We start from the raw sequence: 15,216 nt of genomic DNA, 5'->3' as shown, positions 1-15,216 counted from the left end.
GCCGGTGGGGGCGCCATCGGCGGCAATCTGCGGGGCGTCTGCGCCGCGCACGAGCGTCACTAGAACGGGCGCCGCATCGAGATCCGGCACATCGATCCGAACCGTACCGCGCAGCACTTCGGGCAGCGTGCCGGTGTAGGCGACGGTGCGGACTTGGCCCGGACGCAGGTGCAGGGTTTCAGCGCCGGCATTGTGTCGATCAAGAATCACTTCCACCGAGCCCTGCAGGTCGGCGCTGGCCGTTACGCGTAACTTGGCCGGCACGGCATAGCTGCGCTGTGCGGCATCGCCCGAAATAACCAGGGTCAGGGTGAAGGGCTGGTTGGCGTTGACGCGGCGGGAGGGCTGGAGCAGGGCAACGGCGGCATCGGCAGAGGGCACTGCGCATGCGGCAAGCAGGGCAGCGCCAAGAATGGATCGGAGAGGATGCAAAGGCATGGGCGCAAAAGCCGGGTTGGCGTCCGGCGAGTGGCAATGCGCGCAAGGGTACCACCCACGCCTTTTGTGCCCGGTTTGCGGCTCTGGGCGTTCAAAACACGCGTTTTTGCCTGGGAGCGCACGCTTTCGGGTGCTTTCCCAAGAAAAACCGGCCAAAATGCTCAACTTTTCAAAATTCGGCCTTGAAAAGCCGGACGGCACTCCCACATCCGATCCAAGTTTGTATTCAGTGCAGTCCTGACACCAGATTCGAGGAGCAAGAACATGGGCAAAATCATCGGTATCGACCTTGGTACCACCAACAGCTGCGTCTCCATCATGGAGGGCAACACCCCCAAGGTGATCGAGAACGCAGAAGGCGCTCGCACCACCCCGTCGATCATCGCCTACATGGAAGATGGCGAGATCCTGGTCGGTGCCCCGGCCAAGCGCCAGGCGGTGACCAACCCGAAGAACACGCTGTACGCCGTCAAGCGCCTGATCGGCCGCAAGTTTGAAGAGAAGGAAGTCCAGAAGGACATCGGCCTGATGCCGTACACCATCACCAAGGCCGACAACGGCGACGCCTGGGTGGAAGTGCGCGGCCAGAAGCTGGCACCGCCGCAGATTTCGGCCGAAACCCTGCGCAAGATGAAGAAGACCGCCGAGGATTACCTGGGCGAGGAAGTGACCGAAGCCGTGATCACGGTGCCGGCATACTTCAACGATTCGCAGCGCCAAGCCACCAAGGATGCCGGCCGCATCGCCGGTCTGGACGTCAAGCGCATCATCAACGAGCCGACCGCGGCTGCGCTGGCTTTCGGCCTGGACAAGAACGAGAAGGGCGACCGCAAGATTGCCGTGTATGACCTCGGCGGCGGTACCTTCGACATCTCGATCATCGAGATTGCCGACGTGGACGGCGAGAAGCAGTTCGAAGTGCTGTCGACCAACGGCGATACGTTCCTGGGCGGCGAAGACTTCGACCAACGCATCATCGATTACATCATCGGCGAGTTCAAGAAGGAGCAGGGTGTCGATCTGTCGAAGGACGTGCTCGCGCTGCAGCGCCTGAAGGAAGCCGCTGAAAAGGCCAAGATCGAGCTGTCGAGCACGCAACAGACCGAAATCAACCTGCCGTACATCACGGCTGATGCCTCGGGCCCGAAGCACTTGAACCTGAAGATCACGCGCGCCAAGCTCGAAGCGCTGGTCGAAGACCTGATCGCCCGTACGATCGATCCGTGCCGCACCGCTATCAAGGATGCCGGCGTGAAGGTGTCGGACATCCACGACGTGATCCTGGTCGGCGGCATGACGCGTATGCCGAAGGTGCAGGAGAAGGTGAAGGAGTTCTTCGGCAAGGAAGCCCGCAAGGACGTGAACCCGGACGAGGCCGTTGCCGTGGGCGCCGCCATCCAGGGTCAGGTGCTGGGCGGTGACCGTACCGACGTGCTGCTGCTGGACGTGACGCCGCTGTCGCTGGGCATCGAAACGCTGGGTGGCGTGATGACCAAGATGATCGGCAAGAACACGACCATCCCGACCAAGTTCTCGCAGACGTTCTCGACCGCCGACGACAATCAGCCGGCCGTGACGATCAAGGTCTACCAGGGCGAGCGTGAGATGGCCTCCGGCAACAAGATGCTGGGCGAATTCAACCTCGAAGGCATTCCGCCGGCACCGCGCGGCACGCCGCAGATTGAAGTGTCGTTCGACATCGACGCCAACGGCATTCTGCACGTGGGCGCCAAGGACAAGGCGACCGGCAAGGAAAACAAGATCACGATCAAGGCAAGCTCCGGCCTGTCGGAAGCCGAGATCGAGCGCATGGTGAAGGACGCCGAGGCCAACGCCGAGGAAGACAAGAAGCTGCGCGAACTGGTCGACTCCCGTAACCAGGGTGAAGCGCTGGTGCACTCGACCAAGAAGGCACTGGGCGAGTACGGCGACAAGCTGGAAGCTGGCGAGAAGGACAAGATCGAAGCCGCAATCAAGGAACTTGAAGAGACCCTGAAGGGGACCGACAAGGCCGCGATTGACGCCAAGACCGAAGCGCTCGCAACCGCCTCGCAGAAGCTCGGCGAGAAGGTCTATGCCGACATGCAAGCCAAGGGCGAGGCCGGCGGTGCGGAACAAGCCGCTGCCGGTGCCCAGGCAGGCGCGCAGGCCGGACAAGGCGCACCGCACGACGATAACGTCGTCGACGCCGAGTTCAAGGAAGTGAACGACAAGAAGTAAGCCAACTCGTCCGCCAGGCGGACGTTACGGTACGCCGGGCAGTGATCATCGGGTTGTGCGGGACGCACCTGATGTCACGCTCGGCTTTTTTGCTATTCGACACGCAGTAAAAACAGGCGACGACTGAAGCCACCATGGCAAAACGTGATTATTACGAAGTGCTCGGGGTGGGTAAGAACGCGAGCGACGACGAGATCAAGAAGGCTTATCGCAAGCTCGCGATGAAGTACCACCCGGACCGCAATCCGGACAGCAAGGAAGCGGAAGACAAGTTCAAGGAGGCCAAAGAGGCCTACGAGATGCTCTCCGACGCGGAGAAGAAGGCTGCCTACGACCAATACGGCCACGCGGGTGTCGACCCGAACATGGCCGGCGGCTTTGGCGCGGGCGGTGCAGGTTTTGGCGGCGGCTTTGCCGAGGCCTTTGGCGACATCTTTGGCGACATCTTTGGCCAGGCCCAGGGCCAGGGCGGACGCCGCGGTAGTGGCCCGCAGATGTATCGCGGCGCAGACCTGCGCTACAGCATGGAGATCACGCTGGAGCAGGCCGCGCATGGCTATGACACGCAGATCCGCGTGCCGCATTGGGACGAGTGCGACCACTGCCACGGCAAGGGCGCCGAGCCCGGCTCAAGCGTGGAGACCTGCCCAACGTGCCACGGCGCCGGTCAGGTGCGTGTGTCGCAGGGTTTCTTCACGATGCAGCAGACGTGCCCGAAGTGCCACGGCAGCGGCAAGTACATCCCCAAGCCGTGTACCAAGTGCCACGGCCAGGGCAAGCTGAAGAGCCAGAAGACGCTGGAAGTGAAGATTCCTGCCGGCATCGACGAAGGCATGCGCATCCGTTCGTCGGGCAACGGCGAGCCGGGTATCAACGGCGGCCCCCCGGGCGACCTGTATGTGGAAATCCACATCAAGCAGCACTCGGTGTTCGAGCGCGACGGCGATGATCTGCACTGTCAGATGCCGATCTCGTTTGCAACGGCAGCCATTGGCGGCGACATCGAAGTGCCGACGCTGGGCGGTCGTGCCTCGTTCACGGTGCCTGAAGGCACGCAGGCCGGCAAGACGTTCCGCCTGCGCGGCAAGGGCATCAAGGGCGTGCGTTCGGGCTATGCGGGCGATCTTTATGTACACATCAACATCGAGACGCCAGTCAAGCTGACGGAGCACCAGAAAGACCTGCTCAAACAGTTCGACAAGTCCGTGCATGAAGGCGGCTCGCGGCACAGCCCGCAAGAGCAGTCGTGGATGGACAAGGTGAAGAACTTCTTCTCCTCGTAAGAAACCTCGCAAAGCTACTGCGCGGCCCGATCTTGGCACTGTGATGCTCGCCGTACCGATGTACGGCCGCGCTTCTCGCGCCAACCTCGGGTCGCTCGCTACGCTTTTCTAGGCTTCTTAAACACCACCTTTTCAATCAGGGACATCGTCATGCAGTTGCCGGAAGTCGGCGCGCCGTTTGCGCTGCTGGACGATGCCACCTCGGGCGGCGCGCCGTGCTCGCGCTGGTACACCGGTTATGCCGGTGAGTTCTTCCGGCCGGCCGGCGTGCTGGATGGGCTGGATGACGATCTTCGTGCCGCCTGGCGCCAGGGTTTGCATGCTCTGATCGTTGCGCCGTATGAGTTTGGTGGGCCGCTGGTCGGCCTGCCGGCTTCCACCGAAATCTCTTCCTCATTGCCTGGCCACGATGGCCGCCTGCGCGTGCTGCTGTTTCGCGCAATGCAGGTGCTGTCGCCGGCACAAGTCGATACGCTGTTCGACGCGTGGCCCGAAGCAACGGGCGCAGCAGGCCTGTTCGACTGTGCCGCCAGCGTCGATCACGCCACCTACACCGACGCCATCACGCGCATCCACGACTGGATTGCGGCGGGCGATACCTACGAAGTCAACTACACATACCGCCTGCGCATGACTGCGTTTGGTGCGCCGGCGGCGCTGTATCGGCATCTGCGTGCGCGCCAGCCGGTGCCTTACGGCGCATTCATCGCGCTACCGGAGGGCGGTGCGATTCTGTCGTGTTCGCCGGAGCTGTTCTTTTCGCATCACGCGGGCCAGCTTGTCGCGCGGCCGATGAAAGGCACCGCGCCTGCCACAGGCGACGTTGAAGTCGACGAAGCCCGTGCCACTGCGCTGGCCGCCGACGAGAAGAACCGCGCCGAGAACCTGATGATCGTCGACCTGTTGCGCAACGATCTGGGCCGCCTCGCGCGTGCCGGTTCGGTGCGCGTGCCGACGCTGTTCGAGGTGACGCCGTTCGGCAGCGTGCTCCAGATGACGTCGACCGTGGAGGCCGAGATCCCGCCCGCCACCGGCCTTGCTGATTGCCTTCGAGCGCTGTTCCCGTGCGGCTCCATCACTGGGGCGCCCAAGCGGCGGACGATGGAGATCATCGAGACACGGGAGCCAGAGCCGCGTGGCCTATACACCGGCGCCATCGGCTGGATCGATGCGCCTGCCGACGATCGGGCGATGGGCGACGCATGCTTTTCGGTGGCGATCCGCACGCTGGTGCTCGGCCCGCCTCGCGCTGATGGCCTGCGCAGCGGCGAACTCGGCATCGGCTCCGGCATCGTGCACGACAGCATCGCCGATGAGGAGTACGCGGAGTGCCAACTGAAGGCGCGTTTCGTGACGGCGCTCGATCCAGGGCTGTCGTTGTTCGAGACGATGCGCGCGACGCGCGATGGTGTGGCGCTCCTGGATTGGCATCTGGCGCGGCTGGAGCGCTCTGCGGCCGCCTTCGGCTTCCCCGTCGATCGAACTGCGCTGGCGGATGACGTGGCGCGCATGTGCGCATCGCTGGAAGGTGAGGGCGCTTATCGCATGCGCTTATTGCTGACGCCGAATGGTGCGGCGAACGTATCAGCAGTGCCCCTGTCGCCGCTGCATGCAAGCTGGGATGCGCCAGTGCGTCTGCTCGTCGCGGCGCAACCGCGCGAGGTCGTGCACAGTCTGCCGACGCACAAGACCACGTTGCGCGCAGGCTATGACGCTGCCTGGCAAGCGGCCGAACGCGAAGGTGCATTCGATACCGTGTTCTTCAACGCCGATGGCACGTTGGCCGAAGGCGGGCGCAGCACGTTGCTGGTCAAGCTCGATGGTGCGTGGTGGACGCCGCCGCTGTCTGCGGGCGTCTTGCCGGGCGTGATGCGTGCCGTGCTGTTGAAAGACGCTTCACCGTGGCTTGATGGGCCGCTGCGGGAACGTTCGCTCACGCGTGCCGATGTTGCCCGCGCCGAGGCCATCGCCGTATGCAACGCCCTACGCGGCGTGGTGCCCGCGCATTTCGAGCCGGCCTTGGCCATCGACGTGCTCTAGCTTCCAGCGGGCCACGCCGGGCAGGTTGATCAATTCGCGGTCGTGACAGACCATCAGCAGCGTGCGGCCTTCTGCTGCCAGCTCTCCCACAAGTGCAATGACTTGCTCGCGCGCGGCGCCGTCCAGATTCGAAGTCGGTTCGTCGAGCAGCAGGACGTCCGTGCGCAGCGCACGAGCCCGCGCCAGTGCGAGGCGTTGCGTCTCGCCACCGGACAATCGTTCGGGCGGTACATCGACCACGTGCTGCAGGCCCGCCCAGCGGAGCCCATCGTCAACACGGTCGGCCAACTCCGCATTCGCCACGCGATGTGCGCCCGTGGTGAGCCCATAGGCAAGATTCGCGCGTACCGAGGTGCGGAACAGATAGGGATGTTGGTGCACGTAGGTCAACCGCGCACGCAGCTCGGCCGGGTAGGGCGACAGCGCCTGCCGCCCTTGGCCCATATCGACGGTCGCGCCATTGGCGGGTGCAAGCCCGGCCAGCATGCGCAGCAGCGTTGTCTTGCCGACGCCGTTTGCGCCCGTGATGACGATCGCGTGTCCTGCCGACAGCGCAAGGCGCGGGATCTCGAACAGCACGCGCGCGCCGTGCTGGCAGCGCAAGCCTTCAAACACCATCGTCAGTTGCGACGTTGTATTCATGCGGCCGCCTCCCCATCCGTCTTGAACGTCCGGTCTGGGTGGTGTCTGTGCTTACTGCGCATGCCGGCCCCCGCGATAGTTGCCGGCGCCCTGCAGCCAAGCCAACCCAAGGTTGACGAGCAGCGCCAGCACGATCAGCACGATGCCCAGCGCGATGCCCTGTGCGAACTCGCCCTTGCTGGTTTCCAGCGCAATCGCCGTGGTCATGGTGCGCGTGACGCCTTCGATGTTGCCGCCGACCATCAGCGCCGAGCCCACCTCCGCGATCACGCGCCCGAAACCGGCTACCACGGCCGCCATCAAACCGAAGCGCAGTTCACGAAAGACGGTCAGCAGCAACCGGACGCGTCCGGCGCCAAGCACACGCGCTGTCTCGGCGAGACGCGGGTCAGCGCGTTCAAGCGTCGTCAGTGCAAACGCGACGATCACCGGCAGGCCGAGCACTGCTTGCCCGAGGATCATCCCACCCTGCGTGAACAGCAGCCCGAAGCCGCCCAGCGGCCCCTGCCGCGAAAGCAGCAGATACAGCAGCAGCCCGATCAGCACCGTCGGAAACGACAGCGATGCCTGCGCCAGCACCACCAGCGCACGGCGCCCCATAAAACGGTGCATGGCGATGAGGTAGGCGATGAGCAGACCTGGGGGCGCCGCCAGCAGCAGCCCCACAATCGCCACCTTCAACGACACCCAGACGATCAGCCACAACGCCGCATCGCCGCTGGCAAGCAGGGCGAAGGCGTCGACGGTGGCCGACCAGATTTCCATGCGGGGCCGCTCAGGCGAAGGTGTGTTCCGGGCCGGGGAAGGTGCCGTCCTTGACGGCCGCCACATAGGCAGCAACGGCGCCATCAATGGTGGTTTGCCCTTCCATGAAGTTGCGTACGAACTTGGGGCGATGGCCGGGGAACACGCCCAGCATGTCGTGCATCACGAGCACTTGGCCCGAGCACTCCAACCCGGCACCGATGCCGATGGTGGGAATGGCCAGCAGGCGCGTGACTTCACCGGCCAGCTCGGCCGGGATGGCTTCCATGACGACGAGCTGCGCGCCGGCATCCTGCACGGCCAGCGCATCGGCCTTCAGTTGCGCAGCCGCTTCATCGCCGCGCCCCTGCACTTTGAAGCCGCCAAACGCATGCACGGATTGCGGCGTCAGGCCGATGTGCGCACACACCGGAATGCTGCGTTCAACGAGGAACTTGATCGTAGGCGCGAGCCACACGCCGCCTTCGAGCTTGACCATCTGCGCGCCGGCCTGCATCACGCGCACGGCGCTGTGGAAGGCCTGTTCTGGCGTGCCATACGTGCCAAACGGCAGGTCCGACACGAGCAGCGCCTTGTCGATGCCGCGCGACACGCATTCGGTGTGATAGACGATGTGATCGAGCGTGACCGGCAGCGTGGTCTTCTGGCCCTGCATCACGTTGCCGAGCGAATCGCCCACGAGCAGCACGTCGGTGCCGTTGCGATCCATCAGGGCGGCGAAGCTGGAGTCGTAGGCCGTCAACATGGCGATGCGCTCGCCAGCGGCACGCATGGCCTGCAACGAAGTCACCGTGACGGCCTTGCGGTTCGATTCCTGGAGATAGCTCATGGGCTGAGACTCATTGGGGCATCGCCAGAGCCCACGCAGACCATGCGGTGCGTCGACTAGCGCGTTGCCAGCTTGATGAATTCCTTGGGCCCGCGCATCGCGTCGATGCGGGCGAGCAAGGTGCGGAAATCGTCGTCGTTGCCTGCGGGGTCGAAGGCAGCGGTGTCGACGATCATCGTCGGTGCGGCATCGTAATACAGAAACAGCTCGCCGTATGCGGCGCAGATGCGTCCGAGGTACTCGGCATCGATGCCCGTTTCGTAAGGGACGGCGCGACGGGCGACGCGCGGCAGCAGGTCTTCTGCGCGTGCTTGCAGGCAGATGACGAGATCGATGCGCTGTTGCGGCAGGGCCAGCGCATTGGCCATCGCGTCGTACAGCGCGAGTTCATCGGCCGGTAGCGTGAGCTGGGCGAACAGGCGGTCGCGCGGCAGGAAGCTGTCGGCGACGATGCGCTCACCGGCGAGCGTCGCCTTATGCCATGCCTTGAGGCGCTCGGCGCGTTGCAGCAGGAAACGCAGCTGCACCGGCAGCGCATAGCGCGCGGGGTCTTCGTAGAAGCGGGCGATGAAGGCGTTTTCGGCGGGCGTTTCGAACAACGTCGACGCCCGCAGATGATCGGCCAGACGCTGGGCCAGCGCGGTCTTGCCCACGCAAATGGGCCCTTCGACAACGATACGGCGCAGGTGATCCAGTGCCATCGGCGGGTGGTTGTGCGTGGTGCGGATGATCAGGCGGCCGGCTGCTTGGCGCGCATGCACTGGCACATCGTGGTCTTTTCGATGCGCTGGTCGGCCACGCCGGGCAGCAGTGCAGCCACGGCGCCAATGCCCGGAATCACGAGATCGGGCGCCAGTTCATGCAAGGGCAGCAGGGTAAAGGCGCGTTGGCCAACGCGCGGGTGCGGCACCGTCAGCTCGGGTGAGGTGAGGACGTGGTCGCCGTAGAGCAGCAAGTCCAGGTCGAGCGTGCGCGGCGCATTGTGAAACGGGCGCTCGCGGCCGAACTGGTCTTCAATGTGGTGACAGATGCGGAGCAGTTGGTCGGCAGTGAAATGCGTATCGATGCGCACCACGGCATTGATGTAGTCATCGCCACTGGATTCCACGGGCGCGCTGCGATACAGGCTCGATTTGCCGGTGACGGTGATGCCGACCTGCTGTGCGAGGCAGACCACGGCGTCTTTCACTGCCTGGCGTGCGTCGCCCAGGTTGGCGCCGATGCCGATGTACGCCACTGTCTTCACGTTTCCTCCGAACTTCCCGGATTGACGTCAACGACTGTATCCGATTTTGCCGGACCACGTCGGCGGCGACGCCGCTTGCCCGGGCTGGCTGAGCCGGTATTTGCGGAGGCACTCGGGGCGTTCTTGGCTTGTGCCATGAGGGCTTCGCGGGCTTCGCCGTCACCGTTCTGGAAGTCGGTCCACCAGTCGGCGAGTTCTTGCGGCAATTCGCCCGACGCACAGCGCAGTGCGAGGAAGTCGTAACCGGCGCGGAAGCGCGGCAACTCCAGCAGCCGATACGGCATGCGGCCCGAGCGCTTTTCAAAGCGCGGCTGCATGCTCCAGATTTCCTTCATATCGGAGGTGAAGCGGCGCTGGATGGCGAGTTGCTCGGTCTGACGGTCGAGGACCTCGTCCATGGCGGTGTGCAGAGCGGGGATCAGCGGCTCGCCGGCAGAGCGGCGGCGATTCCAGTGCTCGACCACGTGATGCCACAGCAGTGAGGCAAACAGGAAGCCCGGCGAGACCGGCTTGCCAGCCTTGACGCGATCGTCGGTGTTGTCGAGGGCGAGCTGCACGAAGCGCTGGCCCATCGGCTGCTCCAGCGCGACGTCCAGCAGCGGCAGCAGGCCGCTGTGCAGGCCCGCCTTGCGCAGTTCCTGCAGCGATGCCCAGGCATGGCCCGACATCAGCAGCTTCAACATCTCGTCGAACAGGCGGGCGGCCGGCACGTTGTGGATCAGCGGGCCCAGCTCTGCGATGGGCGCGCGCGTGTCGGCGTCGATGTCAAAGCCGGTCTTGGCCGCGAAGCGCACCACGCGCAGCATGCGTACCGGATCTTCGCGGTAGCGGGTGTGCGGATCGCCGATCATGCGCAGCGTGCGTGCGCGCATGTCTTCCATGCCGTGATGGTAGTCATGCACGGTTTCGTCGGCGGGGTCGTAGTACATCGCGTTGACGGTGAAGTCGCGGCGGGTGGCGTCTTCGGCCTGGGTGCCCCAGACGTTGTCGCGCAGCACACGGCCGCTGGCGTCGATCGCATGCGTGTGGTGGTCCAGCTCGGTGCGCTTGACGCGCTTGCCGGCGGGCACCTGCTCGGCATCGACCGCGTCGACAAGCGCACGGAAGGTTGAGACTTCGATGATTTCCTGATCGCGTCCGCCATAGAACGTGACGTGCACGATCTGGAAACGGCGTCCGATGATGCGCGAACGGCGGAAGAGCGCCTGTACCTGCTCGGGCGTGGCGTTGGTCGCCACATCAAAATCCTTCGGCTTGATGCCCAGCAGCAAGTCGCGCACGGCGCCGCCCACAATGAAGGCGCTATAGCCGGCTTCCTGCAGCGTGGACGTGACCTTGACCGCGTTGCGCGAGAGCAGCTTCGGATCGATACCGTGCTCGTCCACGCTCCACACACGCGCCTGACGCGGCACGCCACCGGCGGACTTGGTGCGCGCCTTGGCCGTTTTGGGTGCCTTGGGTGTACGGACTTTCCTGGCGGCGGGCGCTCCCGGTTCAACGGTAGCGTTGGGCTCTGCGGAGGTCTTGCCCAGCAGGCGATTGATGAGTTTCTTGATCACGCCGCGCCTTGCTTAGAAGAGATCCATGATGCGCCAGTTGCGCGCGGCTGCCAGATTGCGCAGCGTATCGTCCGGGTTGGTGGCAACGGGGTCGGTCACTTCCTCCAGCAGCGGCACGTCGTTGGCCGAATCGCTGTAGAAGGTGCTGTGCTCGAAATCGCTCCAGCCACGGCCCATGTTGGCCAGCCATTCGTGCACGCGCGCGACCTTGCCCTCGCGAAAGCTCGGTGTGCCGGCCACGTCGCCGGTGAAGGCGCTGTCCGGGTTGCCGTCGGCGGTGGCCGGTTCGGTGGCGATGAGGTGGTCGATGCCAAAGGCCTCGGCAATCGGGCGGGTCACGAAGCTGTTGGTGGCGGTGACCACGCAACACAGGTCGCCGGCGTCCAGGTGCTTGTAGACCAGCGCTTGCGCCTGCGGCGTGATCTTCGGACGGATCACGTCGTGCATGAACTCGGCGTGCCACTGGGCGAGCGTGTCGCGCGGGTGGGCGGCCAGCGGTGCCAGGGCAAAGCGCAGAAACGCATGGATATCCAGCGTGCCGGCTTTGTAGTCGGCATAGAACTGATCGTTCTTGCGCTGGTATTCGGCTTCATCCACCACGCCGCGGCGGATGAGGAAACGTCCCCACTCGTGGTCGCTGTCGGTGGGGATGAGGGTGTGATCGAGGTCGAAGAGGGCCAGATTCATGGGGCGCGATTTTACCCGAACGTTACATCACCGGCCGCGCGAGCCCCGGGATTCACTTCATCAGCGCGAGCATGTCGCGCACGAGCGGCAGTGTGACGGCGCGCTTGCGGGCCAGCGAATAGGTGTCGAGAGCGTCCAGCAGCGCCATCAGGCTCGGCATGTCGCGGTAGGAGTGCGTCACGAGCCACTGCGGCACATCAGCCGAAAGTTGCATGCCGCGTTCGCGGGCGGCTTGGCGCAGGGCTTCCACTTTGTCGGCGTCGGACAGTGGGCGCAGCCAGTAGACCAGGCCCCAGCCCAGGCGGGTGCGCAGGTCTTCACGCAGCGGCATCGCCATCGGCGCGGCGGCCCCGGAGATGGCGATGGCGGCATGCGGATGCGCGCGCACTTCATTGACGAGGTTGAACACGGCGATCTGCGCCCATTCGTCCAGCCGTTCGGCGTCGTCGATCGTCCAGACGGTGATCGTCGGGTCGAATTCGAAGGCTTCGGGCGGGGCGTCGGGTTCCAGCGTGCGGACTTCGTAGCCGCCAGCCTCGGTCTGGGCGCAGATGGCTTGCAGCAGGTGGCTGCGGCCGCTGCCTTCTTCGCCCCAGAGGTAGACCAGGCGGTCTGTGGCGGTACCGTCCACCACCTGCGGAATCAGGGCGCGCAGGCGCAGCACCGCCTCTTCGTTGCCGGTGGCGACGAAGTTGTCGAAGGTCGGGGCGGGTGTCGCACCGAGTTCGAGCGGGAGCTGTTCGGGTGTGGCCATGAAACTTGAAGTGGAGTCGCCGTACTTTTCAGTTGCCTTCAGTGGCTTTCAGTCCTGGTAGAGCCGGCTGCCCAGGTAAAGCTGCCGAATTTGCCGCAAACCGACCAGCAGCACAGCGCTCATCGGTAGGGCGAGGAGGATACCGAAAAAACCGAACAATTGGCCAAAAGCCAGCAAGGCGAGGATGACCGCCAGCGGGTGCAGGCCGATGCGTTCGCCCACCAGACGCGGCGTCAGATAGAAGCTTTCCAGGAACTGGCCGATGCCGTACACCACGGCCACCGCCAGCAAGCCGTAGAGGTTGCCGAACTGCAACAGTGCGGCAAGGATGGCCAGCGTGAGCCCCACGCCAAAACCGATGTACGGAATGAACACCGCCAGCCCCGTGAAGATGCCCACCGGCAGCGCCACGTCAAAGCCGGCAAGCGTCAGCCCTGCCGAGTAGTACGCCGCCAGCACCAGCATCACGATGACCTGACCGCGCAGGTATTGAGAAAGTAGGCCATCGGTTTCGGCGGCCAATTCGCGCGTTTTTGGCAGCCAGCGGCGCGGGACAGCACTTTCGACGCGGCGCATCAACATGTTCCAGTCCATCAGCAGATAGAACATGACGATCGGCACCAGGAAAAAAATGCCCAGCACCTGGATGGCCGCCGACCCCGATACGCGCAGATAGGTCAGCACCCGGGCGACCACGTCGTCTGGGCTGGCGGCGAGCTGTTCCGTAAGCAGAGCGCGCAGGCCCGGAAAATCAAAGCTGACATGCAGACCCAATTCGTCCAGCTTGGGCGACAGAAACGCGTTGAGCTTGGCAAGCATCCCAGGCAATTGCTCGCGGATGGCCGGAATCTCCCGCTGCAGCACTGCCAGGATCAGCAACATCAGCGCCACGCCCACCACCGAGAGCACCAGAATCATCAAAAACACGCCCAGCACGCGCGGTACGCGATGGCGCTGCAGCCATTCCACGCCTGGGTGCAGGATGTACGACAGGATGAACGCGAAGACGAAGGGCGTCAGCGTGGGCGCCAGTGCCTTGAGCAGGGCCAGGAAGACAAGCGCCACGGCGATCCAGGCGAGCGTGCGCTTGGTTTCCTGCGACAGCACGGGGGCGTTCATGAGGGGCGGCGGTTCCGATAGCGGGGTGGATGAGTCGGAAAAGCGGCCATCGGGGTGGCCGCATCCGGTAAAATCGCGATTTTACTGGACCGGCGGGTCCGGTTTTTGTGACTTCCCGCCGCCGTCTCGCTTTCTTTCCCGGTTTTTTCAATTCAGACGACTGTATGAGCGCTTCCGAAACCCCATCCGCATCGACCGGCCTGTCTTACCGCGACGCGGGCGTCGACATCGAGGCGGGTGACGCCCTTGTCGACCGCATCAAGCCGTTTGCCAAGCGCACCATGCGCGAAGGCGTGCTGGGCGGCATCGGCGGCTTCGGCGCGCTGTTCGAGCTGTCCAAGAAGTATCAGGAGCCGGTTCTGGTGTCCGGCACCGACGGCGTGGGCACCAAGCTCAAGCTGGCCTTTGCGCTGAACCGCCATGACACGGTTGGCCAGGATCTGGTCGCCATGAGCGTGAACGACATCCTCGTGCAGGGCGCCGAGCCGCTGTTCTTCCTGGATTACTTCGCCTGCGGCAAGCTGGATGTCGACACCGCTGCCACTGTGGTCAAGGGCATCGCCCAGGGCTGTGAGCTGGCCGGCTGCGCGCTGATCGGCGGCGAAACCGCTGAAATGCCGAGCATGTATCCGGACGGCGAATACGACCTGGCCGGCTTTGCCGTCGGCGCCGTCGAAAAGCGCAAGATCATCGACGGCACGACCATTGCCGAGGGTGACGTGGTGCTGGGCCTGGCCTCGTCGGGTGCGCATTCGAACGGCTACTCGCTGGTGCGCAAGATCATCGAGGTGTCGCGCCCGGACCTGAACGCCGATTTCCACGGCCAGCGCCTGCAGGACGCCATCATGGCGCCGACGCGCATCTACGTGAAGCCGCTGCTGTCGCTGATCGAGAAGCTGACCGTCAAGGGCATGGCGCACATCACCGGCGGTGGTTTGACCGAAAACGTGCCGCGCGTGCTGCAAGACAACCTGACCGCCGTGCTGCACAAGGACGCCTGGACGCTGCCGCCGCTGTTCCAGTGGCTGCAGAAGGCTGGCAACGTGGCCGATGACGAAATGCACCGCGTGTTCAACTGCGGCATCGGCATGGTGGTGATCGTGTCGGCGGCTGATGCACTGGCCGCCATCGCGCACCTGAAGGACGCGGGCGAGACGGTCTACCAGATTGGCGAAATCCGCGCACGCCAAGCCGGCGAAGCGCAGACGATCGTGGTCTGACGCGAAGTTCGCGCCAAAAAAAACCGCCGAATACCTCGGCGGTTTTTTTTGCGCGTCTGGTGCGCTTATTTGAGCGGGACGTATTCGCCGCTGGCCGGGTCGTCCTTCTGCAGCGCGCCGGTGTTCTTGTCGATGAGCAGCGTGACCACGCGCGGTGCGGTGTTCGGGTCGCCGCCGCACGCGGGGGTGTGGTTTTCCAGCACTTCGACGCTGTTGTGCGTGTCATCGGCGCGGTCCACCAGGAACGACAGGCACTCCTGCGGCAGGGTGGTCAGCTTGTACTTTTCGATGGCGGCGCGGGCCAGATCGATGGCCTTGGCCTGTTCTGCTTCACTGACGGCGGGCGCGCTGCTGGCGGCTGGCGCATTGGCCGCGTTGGATGCGCCAGGGGCGGAGGCGGCGGGCGCGGAAGCC

The 15,216-nt window shown here is 64.5% G+C and carries 14 protein-coding genes and 1 pseudogene; 4 read left to right on the top strand and 11 right to left on the bottom strand.

Going from position 1 to position 15,216, the window contains the following annotated elements; genetic code table 11:
* Positions 1 to 438: pseudogene (locus ACCD03_RS24695) on the bottom strand (phospholipase); the annotation flags it as partial.
* 264 nt (positions 439 to 702) lie between these two features.
* On the opposite strand from ACCD03_RS24695, the gene dnaK reads away from it, so the two are divergent.
* The 3 genes from dnaK to ACCD03_RS24680 all read left to right on the top strand — a co-directional run bounded on the left by dnaK (position 703) and on the right by ACCD03_RS24680 (position 5,981).
* The gene (gene dnaK, locus ACCD03_RS24690) at positions 703 to 2,658 is read left to right on the top strand and encodes a molecular chaperone DnaK (RefSeq protein ID WP_024974838.1); all 1,956 of its coding nucleotides are present in this window, start codon (positions 703 to 705) and stop codon (positions 2,656 to 2,658) included.
* A gap of 134 nt (positions 2,659 to 2,792) precedes the next feature.
* Positions 2,793 to 3,941 carry a molecular chaperone DnaJ gene (gene dnaJ, locus ACCD03_RS24685; RefSeq protein ID WP_045202662.1) on the top strand — a complete coding sequence of 383 codons (1,149 nt, stop codon included), beginning with the start codon at positions 2,793 to 2,795 and terminating at the stop codon, positions 3,939 to 3,941.
* 150 nt (positions 3,942 to 4,091) lie between these two features.
* The gene (locus ACCD03_RS24680; protein WP_325650800.1) at positions 4,092 to 5,981 is read left to right on the top strand and encodes a bifunctional anthranilate synthase component I family protein/class IV aminotransferase; all 1,890 of its coding nucleotides are present in this window, start codon (positions 4,092 to 4,094) and stop codon (positions 5,979 to 5,981) included.
* Here ACCD03_RS24680 and ACCD03_RS24675 read toward each other — a convergent pair.
* From ACCD03_RS24675 to ACCD03_RS24635, 9 genes are read right to left on the bottom strand one after another with little or no spacing between them, the layout of a single operon-like run.
* Positions 5,925 to 6,623 (bottom strand): energy-coupling factor ABC transporter ATP-binding protein, encoded by a 699-nt coding sequence (locus ACCD03_RS24675; RefSeq protein WP_325650798.1) that lies wholly within the window; start codon positions 6,621 to 6,623, stop codon positions 5,925 to 5,927. The genes ACCD03_RS24680 and ACCD03_RS24675 overlap by 57 nt on opposite strands.
* A 51-nt stretch (positions 6,624 to 6,674) precedes the next feature.
* Entirely contained in the window at positions 6,675 to 7,388 is a 714-nt protein-coding gene (locus tag ACCD03_RS24670) for an ABC transporter permease (protein WP_413413195.1), read from the bottom strand.
* A 10-nt stretch (positions 7,389 to 7,398) separates the two neighbouring features.
* Positions 7,399 to 8,217 (bottom strand): 3-methyl-2-oxobutanoate hydroxymethyltransferase, encoded by an 819-nt coding sequence (gene panB, locus ACCD03_RS24665; RefSeq protein ID WP_045202666.1) that lies wholly within the window; start codon positions 8,215 to 8,217, stop codon positions 7,399 to 7,401.
* Between the two features lie 56 nt (positions 8,218 to 8,273).
* Positions 8,274 to 8,918: a deoxynucleoside kinase gene (locus tag ACCD03_RS24660; protein WP_325650844.1), complete on the bottom strand. Its 645-nt coding sequence runs from the start codon at positions 8,916 to 8,918 to the stop codon at positions 8,274 to 8,276.
* A 29-nt stretch (positions 8,919 to 8,947) separates the two neighbouring features.
* Positions 8,948 to 9,463, bottom strand: coding sequence for a 2-amino-4-hydroxy-6-hydroxymethyldihydropteridine diphosphokinase (folK, locus tag ACCD03_RS24655; protein WP_004631694.1), 516 nt, complete (start codon positions 9,461 to 9,463; stop codon positions 8,948 to 8,950).
* The gene (gene pcnB / locus ACCD03_RS24650) at positions 9,460 to 11,022 is read right to left on the bottom strand and encodes a polynucleotide adenylyltransferase PcnB (RefSeq protein ID WP_325650794.1); all 1,563 of its coding nucleotides are present in this window, start codon (positions 11,020 to 11,022) and stop codon (positions 9,460 to 9,462) included. Before pcnB ends, folK begins: the two co-directional genes overlap by 4 nt.
* Before the next feature lie 12 nt (positions 11,023 to 11,034).
* On the bottom strand, positions 11,035 to 11,709 hold the full coding sequence (locus tag ACCD03_RS24645) for an HAD family hydrolase (protein ID WP_325650792.1): 675 nt from the start codon (positions 11,707 to 11,709) through the stop codon (positions 11,035 to 11,037).
* Positions 11,710 to 11,761: 52 nt separating this feature from the next.
* Entirely contained in the window at positions 11,762 to 12,463 is a 702-nt protein-coding gene (gene hda, locus ACCD03_RS24640) for a DnaA regulatory inactivator Hda (protein ID WP_004631704.1), read from the bottom strand.
* A gap of 48 nt (positions 12,464 to 12,511) precedes the next feature.
* Positions 12,512 to 13,582 (bottom strand): AI-2E family transporter, encoded by a 1,071-nt coding sequence (locus tag ACCD03_RS24635; RefSeq protein ID WP_325650790.1) that lies wholly within the window; start codon positions 13,580 to 13,582, stop codon positions 12,512 to 12,514.
* A gap of 164 nt (positions 13,583 to 13,746) precedes the next feature.
* On the opposite strand from ACCD03_RS24635, the gene purM reads away from it, so the two are divergent.
* Positions 13,747 to 14,802 carry a phosphoribosylformylglycinamidine cyclo-ligase gene (gene purM, locus ACCD03_RS24630; RefSeq protein ID WP_325650788.1) on the top strand — a complete coding sequence of 352 codons (1,056 nt, stop codon included), beginning with the start codon at positions 13,747 to 13,749 and terminating at the stop codon, positions 14,800 to 14,802.
* 65 nt (positions 14,803 to 14,867) lie between these two features.
* Here the strand turns inward: purM and ACCD03_RS24625 are convergent.
* A partial coding sequence (locus tag ACCD03_RS24625; protein WP_413413194.1) for a hypothetical protein occupies positions 14,868 to 15,216 on the bottom strand: 349 nt, incomplete at its 5' end.

The organism is Ralstonia sp. Ralssp135 (assembly GCF_047304345.1).
Lineage (GTDB): Bacteria > Pseudomonadota > Gammaproteobacteria > Burkholderiales > Burkholderiaceae > Ralstonia > Ralstonia chuxiongensis.
This window is presented reverse-complemented; position numbering and strand designations above follow the sequence as displayed.